This is a genomic window from Brevibacillus centrosporus (assembly GCF_046622605.1).
GTDB classification, from domain to species: domain Bacteria; phylum Bacillota; class Bacilli; order Brevibacillales; family Brevibacillaceae; genus Brevibacillus; species Brevibacillus centrosporus.
On the sequence record NZ_CP176856.1, the window covers coordinates 1,441,034 to 1,459,143 of the forward strand.

Below are 18,110 nucleotides of genomic sequence, written 5' to 3' on the forward strand. Positions count from 1 at the left end.
TATGAAAGCTGGATTGAGAGCGGGTAAGGCTATTTCCTTTACTTTGGGGTAGCCGTTTTCTTGTCCCAGGAGGAGGGAAACGATGAGAGACTTGTTGGAGAGTGGCATCAGGAGCGGTCTTTTCTATCGCTCCTTCTTTGACCAATTGGGCCAGGCAGCCTTTCTATTAGATCGGACAGGCATGGTTTTTACCGGCAACCCTGCTTGTAAGTCTTTGACAGGATATGATCCGTGGCAATGGGAGCGCAAGCCATTTTGGAGTTTAGCGATCCCCGAAGAAAGGGAAATGGTGAGATTACAGACCCAGTTTGCCATGGAGGGAAAGCCGCGGCCATTTTGTACGTATTTGGCGCATCAGACTGATTATGCGGTACAAGTGAGCATTACTTTTGATTCGTTCCAAACAGATGGCGAAGTTGTCGGGTATTTTGCGATTGTCCAGGAGATCATGGGCACGAGGAATGACAGCGAGTCGTGTGCGTCTGCGGATTTATCCAAGGAGGGCGTGTTTATTTATCGCTCGGGCAGCTTGCAGTATGCCAATCAGGTCGGGGTGAAGCTGGTAGGTGCTCCGCATTTGAACAGGCTGCTGCAGACGCCCTTTTTCTCGCTGTTTCACCCACATGACATCCCGGTTGTAGATGATATGTTAAAGCGGACCGAGCGTGGGGAGACGGTTCATCCTCTCGAGATTGAGTTGGTTCGCATGGATGGGATCATGATTGATGCGGAGGTGCTCGGGACGTACGCGGTCATATCGGGGAAGCCGTCTTGTTACTTGTTGATCCGCGATATTACCGAGCGGAAAAGAGCGCAAGAATTTTTGCAAAACTCGGAAAAACTTGCTTTAGTAGGGCAGCTGGCTGCGGGGATTGCACATGAAATACGTAATCCTTTAACATCCTTAAAAGGATTCGTTCAATTGATGCAGAAAGATGGAATGAGAAAAGCTGAATATTTTTCCATCATGAGCTCTGAGCTTGTTCGGATTGAATTGATCGTCAATGAATTGTTGGTTTTGGCAAAGCCGCACGAAGCTGCATTCGAGACTCGTGATTTATCTAACCTGGTCAGTCATGTGGTGGCGTTGCTGGAGACAGAAGCGATTTTGCGAAAAGTAATGATTCAAGTGATCTTTGAGACGGATATGCCGATGATTCGCTGTGATGAGAATCATCTCAAGCAGGCCTTTATCAACTTTCTGAAAAATGGGATAGAAGCGATGCAGGGGGGCGGAGAGATCGTCGTGCGCCTGCGCTGCGAGGACAACCGAGCCGTGATCCGCTTCGAGGACAACGGGGTAGGGATTCCCCCTCATCAGCTGGCGAGGCTGGGCGAGGCCTTTTTTACCACTAAGGAGTCAGGTACGGGCCTCGGCTTGATGGTCAGCCGCAGAATTATTGAAAACCACAGGGGGACTCTGCGGCTGACGAGTGTTCTCGGACAAGGGACTACGGTTGAAGTGTCCTTGCCTGTTCATGGATAAGCAGAACAGGGGATGAGAGATGGGGAGGGAGGAGCGACAAATGGCTGATCATGCTGGGAAAAAGACAGTTCTGACAGCGGGCTTTGCCCAAATTCCAAAAGGAACCTCCCTCTATGAAGTTTCCACCATGATAGGCTGTGTACTCATTATTGACATGGATCATGATGTGATTTGCGATGCTAGCTTTACATTTATCATGGACAAGACAAGCGAGTTTCTCGTTGCACTGCTGATAGGAAAATCTGTAGCAGGAGGCATGCAGGAAATAACGCAAGTCGTGCAGGAGCGATTTCTGGCACCAGGTCAGGGGGCTGTTTTGCAAGCGATCCGTGCTGCTGTCGAGCGATATCATGAGAAAAAAATGTAAGCTACCCAAGCCGGAGGGGTGTACATGCATGACGACTTCGCTGTAAGAGAAGCATATGCACGGCAGTTGTTGGAACGTTATAGCCAATGGCTGAGCCGTATCGAAGAAGTGGATTGCCGGGAGATTGAAGCGGTCGCCAGCGAGCTGGAAGCGTTTCTCTCAGAAGAGGATAGCCGTCTTCACGGTACAGTCATGAAGCAGATCAAAGAATTGCAAAGTAGAGTGACCGAGATGCTGTGGATATCGGAGCACATGAAAATCTTGCACGATCTCAGCCACATCTTTGCGAAAACATTTGAAGAGAGCAAGATTTTATGGAAAGCATTTGAGCTAGTCTCCAGAGTCATGCGGGCGGATGCTTTTTTCATCGCCTTTTTTGACGAGGGAGACAGCGAGATTCGCATACCGATCAGCATCGATAGCGGGATAAACTACGGGCCGATCACCGTTCCGTACGGACAAGGAATGATCTCTCATGTCATCGATACGAGGCAGACCATTCACATCCGATCCAGGGCAGAGGAGCCGAGCGAACCGGAGATGATTCGCTGGGGCAGCCCGGAAATCGACACCAGCACGTGTATTTTTGTTCCTCTCATGCTGGGGAATCAGGTGAAGGGTGTCATTTCCGCGCAGTCCTATCGGGAGTTCGCGTACAAAAAGGAGCATGAGGAGCTGCTCAAAATCATTGGCTTCCAGGTAGCCAGTGCGATCGAGACAGCGAGATTGTACGAGCGCGTGTATCAGATGTCCTTTATGGATGAGCTGACGGGGATCTGTAATTACCGAGCTTTTCACAATGAGCTGGAAAAGCTGCTTGGCGAGGACGGTTCCTCTGTTGCTTTGATCATGCTTGATTCCGATAACTTGAAATCGGTAAACGATCAGTATGGCCATCATTCCGGAGACGAGCTGATCAGGCGTATCGCGGAGGCAATGAAGGTGAACCTGGACAGCAGGGACTCCGCTTATCGCTATGCGGGAGATGAGTTTATGCTCCTCTCGCCGGGAGCTACCCTGAAAGAGGCAGAGGAAAAGGTACAGGCGATTCGAGATTATCTGCACGCGCATCCACTCGTGCTGGAGGACGGCGTTATTCCGATTGGCGTGAGTGTGGGAATCGCCCGTTTTCCGGCTGATGCAAACACGGCTGACGGCTTGAAGCGAGCTGCCGACGAGGCTTTATACCGCTCCAAGCGCAGAGGAAAGAACTGCACGTCCGTATTTGCAATCGGTTCCTAGACGAAAATCACAGATCCTGCCAGCTTTGCATAGGGGGAGATGCGCCTTGCGAACTGGTCGTATGCTGGGAAGCTTTTCAAATTAGGTAGGACGTACAAGTAAATCTCACATAAAAAGGAGAATCCGTTGCCAGAAAAGGCAACGGATTTTTTGCGTTCGGATAAAAAGGTTCATACAGAGCGTACAGAAAGGGTCATGAAATCTTTACAACCATTTTTTTAGTTGGTAGCAACCTACCATTTTTCTTTGAGATCAGGAAAAAAAAGGCTCAAGCATATGTACCTAATTACAAAAAGTTCTGGTACGGATGGCAGGGGAGGTTGCAGGACTTACCGCCAAAAAACGTAGGACAATTTGGGTTATTGCGATGGAATATTACATTTTGGTTACAACATTCACAAAAGCATAATAGTGATTTCAGCTTATGGGAAGGCTTTTGTCCCTATGTTTACAATGACTATGTCGGTAGGCTGCTGATTTGATCAGAAGCGCTAGGCGATGAATCGGAGGTTGACGGGTGTGAAACAAAAGAAAAGTCGCGTGAAATGGGTGAGTCTCACCGTCTTGATGGTGGCAGGCATAAGCTATCTCTGGTGGTATTGGGATAGCAGCCGAGTCGAGAGTATGGAGTCAGCAAGCGGGTTCCATATGAAATTCCGCACCACGGGAGACCAGATTGAAGTTTATCAAGATCAGAAATGGCAGCCGTTTTTTGTAAAAGGGGTGAATTTAGGGGCATCGTTACCCGGTCATTATCCCGGTGAGCTGCCAATTACAAAAGAAGATTACCTGCGCTGGTTCGCCATGATTGACGAGATGGGAGCCAACGTCATCCGGGTGTATACAATTCATCCTCCTGCTTTCTATGAAGCACTGGTTTCCTACAATCGCCAAAAGGAGGGAGAGCCTCTCTATTTAATGCAAGGGATTTGGAGCCCAGAGGAGATGCTCATCGAAAAGAAGGACGCCTACCTGCCTGAGATTCGAGAGGAGTTTCGACACGAGATTCAGGATGCAGTAGGGGCGGTATACGGAGACATTACACTGCCCGAAAAACAAGGGAAGGCAAGCGGGAAATACACGGCAAATGCGGGGCAGTATCTCATCGGCTGGCACACAGGAACGGAATGGGATCCCGTGATGGTGCAGAATACGAACAAGCTCCATGCCAAGTCAGCATCCTATCAAGGTGCCTATTTCCGAACTACGGAGCAGTCTACTGCATTTGAAGCATGGCTGGCCGAGATGGTAGATACGGTTGCAAAAGAGGAGAGCAAGCAAGGCTGGCAGCACCCGATGACCTTCACGAATTGGGTAACAACCGATCCGCTGTCTCATCCGGGAGAGCCGCTCTACCAGGAAGACCTGGTTAGTGTAGACCCTACGCACGTAAAGGCGGCTTCGTGGGAGGCGGGCTACTTCGCTTCCTATCACGTTTATCCGTACTATCCAGACTTGTTCAGACACGATACAGCGCTGCAGCAGGTGAAGAACGAGGCAGGAGAGATCGATACCTACAAAGCTTATTTACGCCAATTGAAAGCCTATCACAAAGATCTGCCCATTCTGGTGACGGAATTCGGTGTTCCTGCCTCCTGGGGAATCGCACATTTGGGCAACCTCGGGCGAGATCAAGGCGGACATACCGAAAAGGAGCAAGGCGAGATTAATGCAGCCTTGATGAAGGAAATCGGCGAGGAAGGCTACGCAGGCGGAATCGTGTTTGCATGGCAGGATGAGTGGTTTAAAAAGACCTGGAATACGATGCGCTTTGAGCTGCCGGAGGATCGCCGTTCCTTTTGGGTCAACGTGCTGACGAACGAATCACTGTTTGGAATTTTGGGAATGTACCCGAACAAGGATGGTGTGCTGAACATCGATGGGGAACGATCGGACTGGGACAAGCTGCAGCCAGAGGAAAAGCAGAAGCTCAACCTCTCCCTTCCAGGTTTTGAGGAAATATGGATGGCGCACGACGAAGGCTATGTCTATCTGATGGCGCAGCTGGATCATTCGTTTGATCCGCAAAACGAACAGCTCTACTTCGGGGTAGACACAACGCCAGGCGGAAATCGCCATGCACCGGAGCTCGGCGGGACTAAGCTCGATGAAGGGCTGGAGACGCTCATCCGCTTGGGGAAGGACGACGAGAGTGAGGTGCGGATCGCCTCCAACTACGATTTCCACACGAGGCTTTACGGAAAAGCGTACGGAATGCTTCCTCTCAAAGAAGAGGAGCAGCGAGATGACTCTGGGGTGTTCAAACCGTGGAAGCTGGCGGTGGGACTTGAGATGGAGCCGCCAGATAGCAAAAAATACTACCCGATGGAAGAAGTAGATGCAGGGAAGCTGCTGCAAGGGACATCCAATTCCGAAGATCCCAACTACAACTCGTTGGCAGCGTGGCAAGCAAAAGGCAAGGTCGTGGAGATGCGCGTGCCGTGGATGCTCCTCGGTTTTACGGATCCGAGCTCGCTTGCTGTCATGAGCTATCAGGGAGAAGGCAAGACGTTCAAAACAGTGACGACGAAAGGAATTCGTGTCTTGCCGTGGATTGTCAATCGGGAGAAGCCGCAGACGACGAGTCTGCCAGAGTCGCCGACTCCGTTTCGGGTCACCGAGCTTCCTCTCTATTCGTGGCCGACATGGGAGCAAGTACGCTATCACGAACGTAAGAAACAGAGCTACTCGATCCTGCAAAAAGCTTATCGCGAAATCAAGCCGTCCATCTTGCAAAAGTGATAGAGGAGTGTGAAAGAGGTGCAAACACCATTCGCGACGGCATACGTATTTCTGTACGTGCTGTGTGGGGTAACCACGCTAGGTCTGATCGTTCTGTTCGGACTGAAGCTGCGCAATATAGCGGCAGAGAAACGAACCAAGCGCATTTTGGCAGAATATGAGGATTACTTTGTTTACCTGCAGGCTCATGGAGAAGAGGAAGAGCGCCTGCATACACCCTATGGCAAATTGGAGCAGAAAGAGAAGCGAATCATCCAGAAGAAGCTGTTTGAGCTGATGGAGTCCTTCACGGGCGTGCATCGTCAAAAGCTCGCAGCGCTTTGCGAGGATATGGGGCTGGTAGAGCTTGATTTGAAGCGACTGGATGGGACGTGGAAATGGACGCGAGTGGATGCGGCCTACAATCTGGGAGTCATGCGCTCCCAGCGGGCTGTACCTGGCTTGCTGCAGCTTTTGGAAAAGCTCGAGTACGATCCCAGCCTGTTTATTGTGGCGCGAGCGGTCGCCAAGTGCGCGCGCAGCCAAAACGATTTGGGGGACATGATCCGGCAGCTTGTGAAGCATCGAAAAAACTGCCATCAGCTGATCGTCGATATCCTGAGTGAATCCGAGCTGGATACAGGGAAGCTGCTTATCGCCCTGCTGCAGGAGACAGATGCTGATCTGATCGAGATCGGGCTGATCGGCCTTTCAGTGCACAATCCATCCGATGTGGAGCCTTATTTGCATAAGCTCGTACATGCCCAGGAAAAAGAGGTACGGATCAAAGCGGTCAAGCTGCTGTGCAAAGATTCGCGCCTGCTGACAGACAAGCGCGTGCGAGAGTTTTTGGCGCACCAGGATTGGGAGATTCGCGCAGCGGCAGCTAAAGCCATCGGTGCACACGGGCTATCCGCCCATATCCCTTCGCTGAAAAAGGCAGTAGGCGATTCCAACTGGTGGGTCAGCCATCACAGTGCCTACTCTTTGGCACAGCTTCAAGTCGCAGGCTTTCAGGCACTTTGCGAGATTTTGCAGGAGGGCCGCTTTGGGAGACATCTGGAAATCGCTCATCAGGTTGCCTTGGAGGAGCTGGAAAAAGCGAAAATGCAGCTGGAGCTTGCCGATCAGGAAAAACAGCTGCAATACAATCTAAAGCTGCATCTCTATCAGAGCTCGAGACGAAAAACGATCTCGCCCGTGCAGGCGATGCAAAGATAAGCAGGAGGGGAGGAAGCTATGCGGGATTTTTTGCTCTACTACGGCATGTTCGCCGTCTACTATGTAATCGCGATTAACTCGCTGTACTTCATCATCATGATGTTCTCCTTCAAGAACATCCTCGGGATCTTGAAAAGCTCCGTCTATTCTAGGTTTCAGAAGCTGTCAGGCTCGGAGCATGTTCCACCGATTTCGATTCTCGTACCGGCTTACAATGAGGAGCTGACCATCATTGAAAATGTTCGGTCGCTGCTGGCACTCAACTATCCGCGGTACGAGGTGATCGTCGTTAATGACGGCTCGAAAGACGATACGCTGCAGGTGCTGACTCGTGAGTTCAAGCTGGAAGCATCGGCGCATATGCCTATACAGCCACTGCTGCAAACGTCCAACATCCGAGGGATTTACCACAATCCGGCTTACCCCAATCTATATTTGATCGACAAGGAAAACGGGGGAAAGGCAGACTCGCTGAACGCAGGGATCAACCTGTCTCACTATCCGCTGATCGCTTCGATCGATGCCGATTCCTTGCTGGAAAAGGATGCGTTGATTCGGATCGCCAAGGTCTACATGGAAAATCCGGAAGAGACGGTCGCGATTGGCGGAGATATCCGGATCGCCAATGGCTGCAAAATCGAAGACGGCGTAGTCAGCGACATCCGTTTGCCCGACAAGTTTTTGCCGATGATGCAGTCAGTCGAATATCTCAAAGCATTTCTCGGAGGACGGATCGGTTGGAGTGCGATCAACGGCTTGATTATCGTGTCAGGGGCCTTTGGCGTCTTCCGCAAAGATTACGTCATCAAAGTCGGCGGCTATCGTGAAGGCTATCCGGGTGAAGACATGAACATCATCATCAAGCTGCATAAATACATGCTGGAAAACAAACTCCCTTATCGCGTCGCCTTCTGCCCGGATGCGGTCTGCTGGACACAAGCCCCGGACTCGTTCCGAATCCTGGGAAGTCAACGTCGCAGATGGGGGCGCGGCAATCTGAAAAACATGATCGAGTACGGACAACACATGGTTTTGCGTCCGAAATACAAGTTATTCGGGATGCTTACTTTGCCTTTCAATATCTTGTTTGAGACGCTCAATCCGTACTTCCGCATCACAGGGCTGCTGGCTCTGATCGGCTACACGCTCCTGGACATGACGAATGCAAACGTTCTGGTGCTTTATGGACTGCTGAATGTCATCTACGGCGTACTGTTGGGAGTCGGTGCGCTGCTCCTTGAAGAAATCGCGTTTCGACGCTATCCACGAATTCGGGATATCGTCAAAATGCTTTTCTATACCATCTTGATGTTCTTCGGCTATCGCCAGGTGGGCGTCATCTGGAGATTTTTGGGCCACATCGAATTTCTGCGAAACAACAATTCGTGGGGAACGATGACGCGCAAGAGCTGGCAGGCTGAGGGCAACAAAAATATTTCGAGCTTGGAGGCAAGAGGATGAGTAATCTCGTACCCGCTTTTTTTCAGCTGTTGAGTGAAATGGAAGCGAAACAGACATCGTCAGGGATTATTTTCGTGGCTTGCAGCAATCTCTCGAAGGATGATCTGGAAGTCCTGAAAAACCATTTTGAGCAGGAACCACCTGCAGCTGTGACCCATTACAACTACGACAAGACAAAAAATATACTGGGTGTGTTGCTGGAAGAGCAAAAGCTGGGAACAACCCATTTTCACGCCTTGCGAGTCAAAGACTATTTACGGGAGAAGCAGCTGCTGGCAGGCAGCGTGGCGATTGCGAGCTTTCCCGAAAACGCCCGCACGACTCCACAGATGCTCTTGAAAATGCTGCAGAACCTCGAACAGCAAAAGAGCCAGGGTGAGATCCACATTTTTGATCCTGTATCGGGAGGCAGTGAAAAAGATCCGACGAGTATTCTCTTGGTCAACCCGGATCAAACGGTGAACGACTTTTTGACAATCTATCTGAAGCGCAAAGGCTATCAGGTCATTGTCGCGAGCGATGGGGTGGAAGGCATGCAGAAGTACGAGGAAAGCATGCCGGATTTGGTCATCACCGATCTGAATCTGCCTGTGATGAGCGGCTATCAGCTAATGGAGCGTATCAAGCATGCGGAGAATGACCGCGAAAGTAAAATCGTGATTTTGACAGACAAACGTCTGGAAGAAGATGTTCAAAAATCGTTTGCACTGGGCGCCTCTGATTATATTACGAAGCCTTTTTCCCCCGTGGAGCTTGCGGCGCGTGTAAAACGACTGATTTCCTAAAGAGACAAGGAGTGGGACAACAATGGGAAGATACGAGGAACTGAAACAAAAGATTCAAATGAAAACCGCACAGGTAGGGATTATCGGATTGGGCTATGTGGGACTGCCTTTGGCTATCGAAACGCTCAAAAGCGGCTATCCCGTAACAGGAATCGACCTGGATGCGAGAAAGATAGAGAATCTGAAGGCAGGAATCTCGCATGTTCAGGATATCACCAATGAAACGCTGCAGGAGTGCATGACACAGGGAAGATTCCTTCCTACGACGGACTACAGTATTCTGGCAGACCTGGATGCCGTCAGCATTTGCGTACCGACTCCGCTCAGTCCCAATCAGGACCCGGACACTTCGTATATCATCCATGTCGTCGACCAGATCAAGACGTATATGAGACAGGGCCTGCTGATCACACTCGAGAGCACCACCTATCCGGGTACGACAGAGGAATTGATCCAGCAGGAGTTCGAAAAGCTCGGCTACGAGGCAGGAGTAGACTTCTTCCTCTGCTACTCGCCAGAGCGCGTCGATCCGGGCAACCGCTCGTTCTCGACACACAACACACCCAAAATTATCGGAGGAACCACTCCGAAATGCATCGAGCTGGGGACGATGCTGTACGGCAACCTCGTCAAAACAGTCGTACCGGTTTCCTCCCCGAAAGTGGCGGAAATGTCCAAGCTCTTGGAAAACACGTTCCGCAGCGTCAACATCGCGTTCATGAACGAAATGGCGATGATGTGCGACAAGATGGGGATCAACGTCTGGGAAGTAATCAAAGCGGCATCCACGAAGCCATTTGGCTTTATGCCGTTCTACCCAGGACCGGGAATTGGGGGACACTGCATCCCGCTCGACCCGATGTATCTGTCCTGGAAAGCTAAAGGCTTCCGCTTCCACAGCCAGTTTATTGAAATCGCACAGTCGATTAATGACAATATGCCAGACTATGTCCTGAACAAGACGGGTCAGGTACTCAATATTTACGCGAAAGCAATCAACAGCTCTCGCATTTTGATTCTGGGCATGGCGTACAAGCCAGACATAGACGATCTGCGCGAGTCACCGGGATTGGAAGTCTATGAGCTCTTCGCGAAAAACGGGGCGAAGGTCGATTATTTTGACCCGTATGCCCAAAGCTTCCGAGACAAGGAAGGGCGAGTCGTCCAGTCCATCGAGAACGACCCGGAAGCCTTCAAGAAGTACGATTGCATGGTTTTGATCACGAACCATCGCTCTTTTGACTATCAGGCGCTCGCTGATTTGGGAGTGGCGATCATTGATACCCGAAATGCCTTTGACGGAATCACCAACCCGAACATTTACAAGCTGGGCAATCCCGTTGCGATCCGTCAGGAAAAAGAAGTCGTCAGCATGCTCGCGTAAAGCATGGAAGCTTTTCACTAGGAAGCTTGGAAAAGGGAGGATTGCGTAACATGTGTGGAATTATGGGATATATCGGCAACAGAGAAGCACAATCCATCTTGATCAATGGACTGAAAAAACTGGAGTACCGCGGCTATGACTCAGCAGGGATAGCCGTGTGCGACGGGGAGAATATCTCGATTTGCAAAGCCAAAGGACGCATCGATGTGCTGGAGGAGCAAGCCGGGAAATCCGCTCTCCAGGGAGCGATCGGCATCGGGCATACACGCTGGGCGACACATGGCCGTCCGTCTGATGAAAACTCGCACCCGCATTTTGACCAATCCGGAAAATTTGCGATCGTGCATAACGGCATCATCGAAAACTACTTGGATCTCAAGCAGGAGCTGGAGGAGCGAGGCGTCGTCTTTACCTCGCAGACGGATACCGAGGTCATCGTCCATCTGCTCGCCGAGGCTTACGATGGAGATATCGTTTCCACTGTACAAAAGGTGGCAGCAAAGATTCGCGGCGCATACGCACTGGGCGTCATGACGGAATATGAGCCGGACAAGCTGATTGCGGTACGGCTCGCCAGCCCGTTGATCATCGGGGTAGGAAAGGGCGAAAATTTCATCGGTTCGGATATTCCTGCTGTCCTGGAGCATACACGCGATGTCTACGTCCTCGAGGATGGCGATCTGGCTATATTGACCAAGGATTCGGTCCAAGTCATGAGTCTGGATACAAAGGAATGGATCGAACGTGACCTGATGCGGATCGAGTGGGACAAAGAGCAGGCGGAAAAGGATGGCTACGAGCACTACATGCTCAAAGAGATTCATGAGCAGCCTCGCGCTTTGCGCAATACGATGACGGGACGCATCGACCAGAGGTGCCAACGCATTTTGTTCCCGGATCTGGGATTGTCCACGGAAGGAATCAAAGTGATTGAGAAAGTTTACATAGTAGCTTGCGGCACAGCCTATCATGCGGGAATGATCGGCAAGCATGTTATCGAGAGCTTGGCGCAAATTCCGGTAGAGGTAGATGTAGCATCCGAGTTTCGCTACAGACGCCCCCTTTTCAAAGGGAAGAGCCTCACGATCGTCGTCAGCCAGTCGGGAGAGACGGCGGATACACTCGCGGCCTTGCGGGAAGCGAAACGCCACGGCTCGAGCATTCTGGCGATTACCAATGTCGTAGGCAGCTCCATTGCACGGGAAGCCGACCACTTGATCACGACGAATGCCGGTCCGGAAATCGCCGTGGCATCGACAAAAGCGTATACCTCGCAGCTGATCGCTTTTTATCTACTCGGGCTTTATTTGGCACAGGAGAAAGAGACGCTGCCTGCACAGGAGAGACAGACTTTGATCAGCGCTTTGCAAAAGCTGCCTGATCAGGTGGAGCAGGTGCTGGCTAACGCAGAGGGCATCCACTCTTTCGCTCACTCGATCAAGGACGAGGGTCATCTGTTCTTCATCGGCCGTGGCTTGGACTATGCGGTCTCTCTGGAAGGCTCCTTGAAGCTGAAAGAAATCTCCTACATTCACTCGGAAGCGTACGCAGCCGGAGAGCTGAAGCACGGAACACTCGCCCTGATCCAAGAGGAGACACGAGTGATTGCGTTGTCTACGCAAGCGGAGCTTCACGAGAAAATGGTCAGCAATATTACGGAAGTGAAGGCGCGTGGAGCAAACGTGCTTGGAATCGCACTCGAAGACAACGTGGAGCTGCATCGATCTGTGGATGATGTGTGCTTGATCCCTTCGACAGAATCGCTGCTTACCCCGGTCCTGAGTGTGATTCCGTTGCAGCTCATCTCTTACTACACCTCGGTTGCTCTGGGAAATGACGTGGACCGTCCACGAAACTTGGCCAAAAGTGTAACAGTCGAATAGCCACTCTCGTCCTTACTCTCAATGAAGGACGAAAAGGAGGACCTGGCAAATGAGCACCTCGAATCGGACGTTGAATCAGGAAGTTTTGCTGGAGATCATGCTCCAGGCCTATCAGCTGGGCGTGCAGAGGAAAGACATCAACCTGGGAATGATGATTGACAATTTAACTTACGAATTGAAGCCTTACTTCGAGCATGACGTTCAGCTTCGCCCCTATCGAAAAGGCGAGCTGGACGGAACGGGGGGAATCGGATGAATATACATGCAATCGTACTCGCAGCAGGAAAAGGAACGCGCATGAAGTCAAGCTTGTACAAAGTCATGCACCCCGTGTGCGGCAAGCCGATGATCGAGCACGTTGTCGCAGCAGTAGAAGACCTTGCTTTCCACAAGCCGGTCGTCGTGATCGGTCACGGGGCAGAAGCCGTGATGCATCAGCTCGGCGACCGTGTCCAGTACGCCCATCAGCAAGAGCAGCTGGGAACGGCGCATGCGGTTTGGATGTGCCGAGAGGCTTTGGAAAATCAGGACGGCATGACGATCGTGCTGAATGGGGATACGCCACTCGTACAAAAAGAGACATTGAATCAGCTCCTTTCCTATCATCAGGAGAGGGGCGCTGCTGCAACGGTGCTGACCGCCATCGTGGATGACCCGACTGGCTACGGACGGATCATTCGGGACGAGAGTGGAAATGTCCGACGGATTGTGGAAGAAAAAGATGCTACCTTAGGCCAAAAAAAGGTCTGCGAAATCAGCACAGGCATCTTTTGCTTCGACAATCGCAAGCTGTTTGAGACCATTCCGCAAGTATCCAACGATAATGCGCAAGGAGAATACTATTTGCCGGATGTTTTGGCGATCCTGCAGGAGCAAGGCTGCCTGATCGGAGCGTATGCGGCTGCCAATCCGGATGAAGGGGCAGGCGTTAATGACCGCATCCAGCTGGCACAGATGGAGAACAAGCTGCGTAAGCGAATCAACGAGCGCCACATGAAGAATGGGGTGACGATCATTGATCCGGCAGCGACGTATATCGAGGCAGATGTGGTGATCGGGCTGGATACCGTCATTTACCCGGGGTCTTACCTGAGTGGACGCACACGGATTGCAGATGGATGCGCGATCGGTCCAAACGCCCATATCTTGGACAGTGTGATTTCCAGCCGCGTGCAGGTGAGTTCCTCTACCGTAGTAGGCAGCAAGGTTCCGATGAATACGATCGTCGGTCCGTATGCTTTTGTAGGCGGCGAGGTTCAGGAATGGCAGAATAGCGATGACAGTCAAGCACCGAAAGCGCAGATGACAGGAGGAAGATGCTGATTCTGCGTTGGGCAAGGACAGCCATACATCGCAATTGGGTATGGCTGTTGATTGTCCTATGTGTATCGGTCGTCGCTGGGAGCATGCTGCAATTACGTCCTGAACCTGCCTATACGAAAGCGACCTGGATTTGGAATGCCCGGATATTGCCTGCGCATACCGAAGAGATTGTCGCTTTCGCCAAGCAAAACGAGATTAATCTGATTTATGTGCACGTCGAGCCGACTACGGTTTCCCCACAGGTTTACCGCGATTTCATCCGCACGGCGAAAAGGGCATCCATTCAGGTTGAAGCCTTGGGCGGTGATCCAAATTGGGCATTGGCCGCCAATCGCGGCAGCATCGGCGATCTCGTGTCCTGGGTGAAAGCCTTCAACCATTCCGCCAAGCCGGATGAACGATTTCAGGGCATACACGTGGATATCGAGCCGTATCTGCTAGCGGAGTGGAAAAAGGACCAGGATGCTGTCGTTGAGCAATGGATGAAAAACATTGTCTACTTGGTCGCCGAGACGAAGAAAGACTCGGATTTATTGGTCGGTGCGGATCTTCCCTTTTGGATCGATTCTGTGATTGTTCCGGGAGAAAAGGAAAAGGTCAGCAACTGGATGGTGGAAAGACTGGACAGTATTACACTGATGGCCTACCGAAATCACGCCATGGGGCAGAATGGCATTATTGACATCGTTCACAGGGTTGTGGCGGATGCCGACTCTCGAAAAAGCGGCTCAGTCGTGGTGGGTGTCAACATTTTGGAATCCAAGGAAGGTGCAAATACCAGCTTTCATGCAGATGGCACGGTAGAGATGGAGAAGCAGCTGGCGATTCTGCAAGAGGAGCTGGCAAAGAATCCTTCCTTTGCTGGCAGCGCGATCCACGATTACGAGAGCTGGCTTCATGCGAGCAAACGAGAGGAGTAATGACGATTGAAAGCCGCGCGCATCTATCTGAGCGTTCTCTGCCTTACGCTCGGCTTTCTATACGGATTTTCCCCTGCGGAAAAAAAGAGTAAAGCCACGTGGATCTGGCAGTCCGAGACGGTCGGAGAGAACAAGCAGCAGGTCCTGACCTTTTGCGAAGAGAACGACATTACCTTGATCTATTTGCGCATCGATATGAACAAGCCTTATGACTACTACCGCTCCTTTATCCGGGATGCTTCCGCGAAGGGTGTAGAGGTCCATGCGGTCGCGGGACACCCAGCTTGGGCACTGGTCAGCAACCAGAAGAGAATGCTGAAGATTGTGAATTGGGTAAAGCAGTACAATGAATCTGTGGCCCAAGCAGAACGAATAAAGGGGATTCAGCTGGATATCGAGCCGTATTTGCTGCCGCAATGGGAGACGGAGCAGAAGCGTGTGATCCGGGAATGGCAATCAAACGTGAAGGTATTTGCAGCTGAGTTGAACGAGATCGGGAATTTGGAGGCAAGTGTGGCGATTCCTTTTTGGCTGGATGACATCCCCACGCCAGACAATCCCGATCTGCCACTATCCGAATGGATGATTTCCCGATTCGATACAATTAACATCATGGCCTATCGGGACAAGCTCGACGGGCCAAATGGGCTTTTATCCTTGGTAGACGAGGAAATGGAGCAGGCCGACAAGCTGGAACGAAGGGTTCTCATCGCTGTCAATATGAAGGAAATCGAGGATGACCACGCTTCTTTCGCACAAGAAGGTGCCAGCGAAATGAATCGGATGCTGGATCAGCTGCCGGACAGGCTGGGTGAGCATTCGTCTTACAGCGGCACGGCTATTCACGATTATCGGTACTGGCAGGAAGCCAGCGGAACGATACCGGCTCCACCACCAGCTCCGAGCCAGTATCGGGGAACCTACATCTGGCGGGCAGAGACATTGAAATCAGAGGAGGACGAGATCCTCGCCTTTGCCGAAAAGAATGAGATCAACCTGCTGTATATCCGAATCGACATGCAGCAGCCGCCGGCAATGTATCAGAGGTTTCTCAAGAAGGCAACCGCAGCTGGAATCGAAGTGCACGCTTTAGGAGGTCACCCTATTTGGGCACTCAAGGAAAACAGAAGCAAGATCCTGAAGCTGGTCAACTGGGTGAAAGCGTACAACGCGCAGGCGGATTCGGATGAACAGCTTCGCGGGGTGCATCTGGACATCGAGCCGTACGTGCTGCCGCGCTGGCAAGAAAACAAAGAAGAAGTTCTGCGTCAATGGATGGGGAATATCGAGTCCTTTGTGGCTGAGGCAAAGAAAGACGGTCTAAAGACCAGTGTCGATTTGGCTGCGTGGCTGGATAATACCGCTGTACCGGGAAATCCGGATGTCCCACTCTCCCACTGGATGATCGATCAGCTGGATCATACGACATTGATGGCCTTTCGCGACAAGGCAGAGCAAATCGTGAATTTAGTGGAAAGCCAGATGAAGTATGCCGAGAGCAAAGGGAAGAAGCTGGTTGTAGCCGTAGAGACAAAAGAGAGTCACGAAGGAGAGTTTGTCACCTTCTTTGAAGAAGGCATGGGAGAGATGAACCAGCAGCTGCAGCTAGTGGCGCAGCTTTTGGGAGGCTACTCCTCTTACCTGGGTCAAGCTGTGCATGCCTATGAATATTGGAAAAACGGCAAAGACTGATTCACGCATAGCGCAACGGCGAGCCGATTTCATGTACAATAGGGAAAAATGAGTGCAGAGAAAGAGGCGACAGAAGCCATGCGGGATGTATCCAACCGTCACAGCTCACTTCCACCGCGCACACCAGAGATGCTGTACAACATCGTGCGCAAGTTTTATCGGGGTGCTGTCAGTCATTACGATTTGATCCAGGAGAAAAAAGACGAGGTGCGTACTGCATGGGAGCGTCTGCAAGCAGGCGGCGATGACGCCCAGCTTCGAGAGGCCGTGCATACGTTGTTTCTCGAGTTTCACTTTTATGTGACCTGCTGGCTGCAAATCGAAATGGCGCTTTTCCGGCTGGCTAAGCAGGACGAGGGGCAGGCAGCGGTGCTTGCGCGCTTTCGTACCGAGTTGGAAAGGCATGTCAGCGTTCGATCCCAGCTGGATCAGACAGCGGTGTGTATCGAAGCGCAGCTGATGCACAGCGGACCGGAATGGACGTGCGTGAAGGAGGATGCCTACTGGTTTGAAGGAATCTCCTTTACTGTGGATGAACGGAGCTTGCAAGCTTTGCATGCCTTGTACGAGGCGATTTTGCAGGCGCGAAAATAGGAAAAGGTGTGGCTGTCGGAAAAGACAGCCACACCTTTTTTGTACGGCACCATCGTCAAACGCAGCCAGGTTTTTTACGTAGATTTCCCTAGAAGCTTCCTGGGAAAATAGAGCCCGTATGCGCAGTCGCTTGACCGCCGTTGTTCAGGCTGCGAACCTCCTGAACGTTCGTGCCCGCAAAGCCAGGGGAGAAGACGGATTGGGAACCGATTCCCATCGCATTGCCATAATTTTGGTAGGGCTGCTGGCTCATTTGTTGCTGTGGTTGTTGGCTGTATCCAGCATTGTATCCAGCATTCATGAGCCCGGAAGAAGCGGTGCCGCCATGGTTGAGCTGACGAACCTCTTGAACGTTGGTTCCTGCAAAGCCAGGAGAGAAAATACTGCCTCCTGTTTGGGCTGAATATCCAGTGTTGTTGGTGTAGTTAGCCTGGCCTTGATAGTTGGAAATGCCCGCATAGCCCGTGTTGTTGCGTTGTTGCACTTCTTGGACGTTCGTGCCGGCAAAGCCTGGTGAAAAGATGGAGTTCGTAGCAGCACCAAACGCAGGCTGATAAGTGGATTGTGCCTGGACGTAGTTTGTTCCTTGGTTTGGATGGAGATAGTTGATTGGCTGCGCTTGCTGGTAGCTGTTCATTTGCGTTTGCTGGTAACCTTGCTGGCTTGGGGTGGAGTAGCCTTGGTTAAACTGACGAACTTCTTGCGTGTTGGTGCCTGCATAGCCAGGCTGGAACATCGCTTGCGTGCCACCCAATCCGCCGCCATAGGACATGCCATAGGAAGGAATTTGGGCATGCGAAGTTTGACCACCCTGATTCCAGTATTGGACTTCCTGCGTGTTGGTGTTGGCGTAGCCAGGTTGGAACATGGCGCTAGCTTGGCCCATTGCTCCTGGAATATGTAGTTGTTGTGAGTGCATGATATTGTTGTTGTAGGTCATGAGAAGACCACCTCCTGAACCATATCATTTCCATGGATGGCCAACTCATGCATGAAGTGGTAAAACAAGAAAATTCAATATTTTGGAGAGG

The 18,110-nt window shown here is 51.4% G+C and carries 15 protein-coding genes; 14 read left to right on the plus strand and 1 reads right to left on the minus strand.

What is annotated here, in order from left to right; translation table 11 throughout:
- Positions 1 to 82 precede the first annotated feature (82 nt).
- The 14 genes from ACLIN2_RS07665 to ACLIN2_RS07730 all read left to right on the plus strand — a co-directional run bounded on the left by ACLIN2_RS07665 (position 83) and on the right by ACLIN2_RS07730 (position 17,079).
- Positions 83 to 1,486, plus strand: a complete 1,404-nt coding sequence (locus ACLIN2_RS07665; RefSeq protein ID WP_411503683.1) for an ATP-binding protein — start codon at positions 83 to 85, stop codon at positions 1,484 to 1,486.
- A gap of 40 nt (positions 1,487 to 1,526) precedes the next feature.
- Complete coding sequence (locus tag ACLIN2_RS07670; protein ID WP_411503684.1) at positions 1,527 to 1,853, plus strand: DUF3870 domain-containing protein; 327 nt, start codon at positions 1,527 to 1,529, stop codon at positions 1,851 to 1,853.
- A gap of 24 nt (positions 1,854 to 1,877) precedes the next feature.
- The gene (locus ACLIN2_RS07675; protein WP_310228967.1) at positions 1,878 to 3,095 is read left to right on the plus strand and encodes a sensor domain-containing diguanylate cyclase; all 1,218 of its coding nucleotides are present in this window, start codon (positions 1,878 to 1,880) and stop codon (positions 3,093 to 3,095) included.
- Between the two features lie 498 nt (positions 3,096 to 3,593).
- Positions 3,594 to 5,837 (plus strand): hypothetical protein, encoded by a 2,244-nt coding sequence (locus ACLIN2_RS07680; RefSeq protein ID WP_411503685.1) that lies wholly within the window; start codon positions 3,594 to 3,596, stop codon positions 5,835 to 5,837.
- 18 nt (positions 5,838 to 5,855) lie between these two features.
- Positions 5,856 to 7,037, plus strand: coding sequence for a HEAT repeat domain-containing protein (locus tag ACLIN2_RS07685; protein WP_092266140.1), 1,182 nt, complete (start codon positions 5,856 to 5,858; stop codon positions 7,035 to 7,037).
- A gap of 18 nt (positions 7,038 to 7,055) precedes the next feature.
- Positions 7,056 to 8,498 (plus strand): glycosyltransferase family 2 protein, encoded by a 1,443-nt coding sequence (locus ACLIN2_RS07690; RefSeq protein WP_092266139.1) that lies wholly within the window; start codon positions 7,056 to 7,058, stop codon positions 8,496 to 8,498.
- Positions 8,495 to 9,283, plus strand: coding sequence for a response regulator transcription factor (locus ACLIN2_RS07695; RefSeq protein WP_411503686.1), 789 nt, complete (start codon positions 8,495 to 8,497; stop codon positions 9,281 to 9,283). The genes ACLIN2_RS07690 and ACLIN2_RS07695 overlap by 4 nt, the downstream gene beginning before the upstream one ends.
- 22 nt (positions 9,284 to 9,305) lie before the next feature.
- Complete coding sequence (locus ACLIN2_RS07700) at positions 9,306 to 10,667, plus strand: nucleotide sugar dehydrogenase (RefSeq protein WP_411503687.1); 1,362 nt, start codon at positions 9,306 to 9,308, stop codon at positions 10,665 to 10,667.
- Positions 10,668 to 10,717: 50 nt separating this feature from the next.
- Positions 10,718 to 12,550, plus strand: coding sequence for a glutamine--fructose-6-phosphate transaminase (isomerizing) (gene glmS, locus ACLIN2_RS07705; protein ID WP_411503688.1), 1,833 nt, complete (start codon positions 10,718 to 10,720; stop codon positions 12,548 to 12,550).
- Positions 12,551 to 12,599: 49 nt separating this feature from the next.
- Entirely contained in the window at positions 12,600 to 12,806 is a 207-nt protein-coding gene (locus tag ACLIN2_RS07710) for a hypothetical protein (RefSeq protein ID WP_411503689.1), read from the plus strand.
- Positions 12,803 to 13,873 carry a bifunctional UDP-N-acetylglucosamine diphosphorylase/glucosamine-1-phosphate N-acetyltransferase GlmU gene (gene glmU, locus ACLIN2_RS07715; RefSeq protein ID WP_411503690.1) on the plus strand — a complete coding sequence of 357 codons (1,071 nt, stop codon included), beginning with the start codon at positions 12,803 to 12,805 and terminating at the stop codon, positions 13,871 to 13,873. Before ACLIN2_RS07710 ends, glmU begins: the two co-directional genes overlap by 4 nt.
- Complete coding sequence (locus tag ACLIN2_RS07720) at positions 13,867 to 14,793, plus strand: hypothetical protein (protein ID WP_328210176.1); 927 nt, start codon at positions 13,867 to 13,869, stop codon at positions 14,791 to 14,793. Before glmU ends, ACLIN2_RS07720 begins: the two co-directional genes overlap by 7 nt.
- Before the next feature lie 6 nt (positions 14,794 to 14,799).
- Positions 14,800 to 16,485, plus strand: coding sequence for a hypothetical protein (locus ACLIN2_RS07725; RefSeq protein WP_411503691.1), 1,686 nt, complete (start codon positions 14,800 to 14,802; stop codon positions 16,483 to 16,485).
- Positions 16,486 to 16,533: 48 nt separating this feature from the next.
- The gene (locus tag ACLIN2_RS07730) at positions 16,534 to 17,079 is read left to right on the plus strand and encodes a hypothetical protein (RefSeq protein ID WP_307723925.1); all 546 of its coding nucleotides are present in this window, start codon (positions 16,534 to 16,536) and stop codon (positions 17,077 to 17,079) included.
- Positions 17,080 to 17,167: 88 nt separating this feature from the next.
- On the opposite strand, the gene ACLIN2_RS07735 is transcribed toward ACLIN2_RS07730, so the two are convergent.
- Positions 17,168 to 18,019, minus strand: coding sequence for a hypothetical protein (locus ACLIN2_RS07735; RefSeq protein ID WP_092266130.1), 852 nt, complete (start codon positions 18,017 to 18,019; stop codon positions 17,168 to 17,170).
- Positions 18,020 to 18,110: the final 91 nt, after the last annotated feature.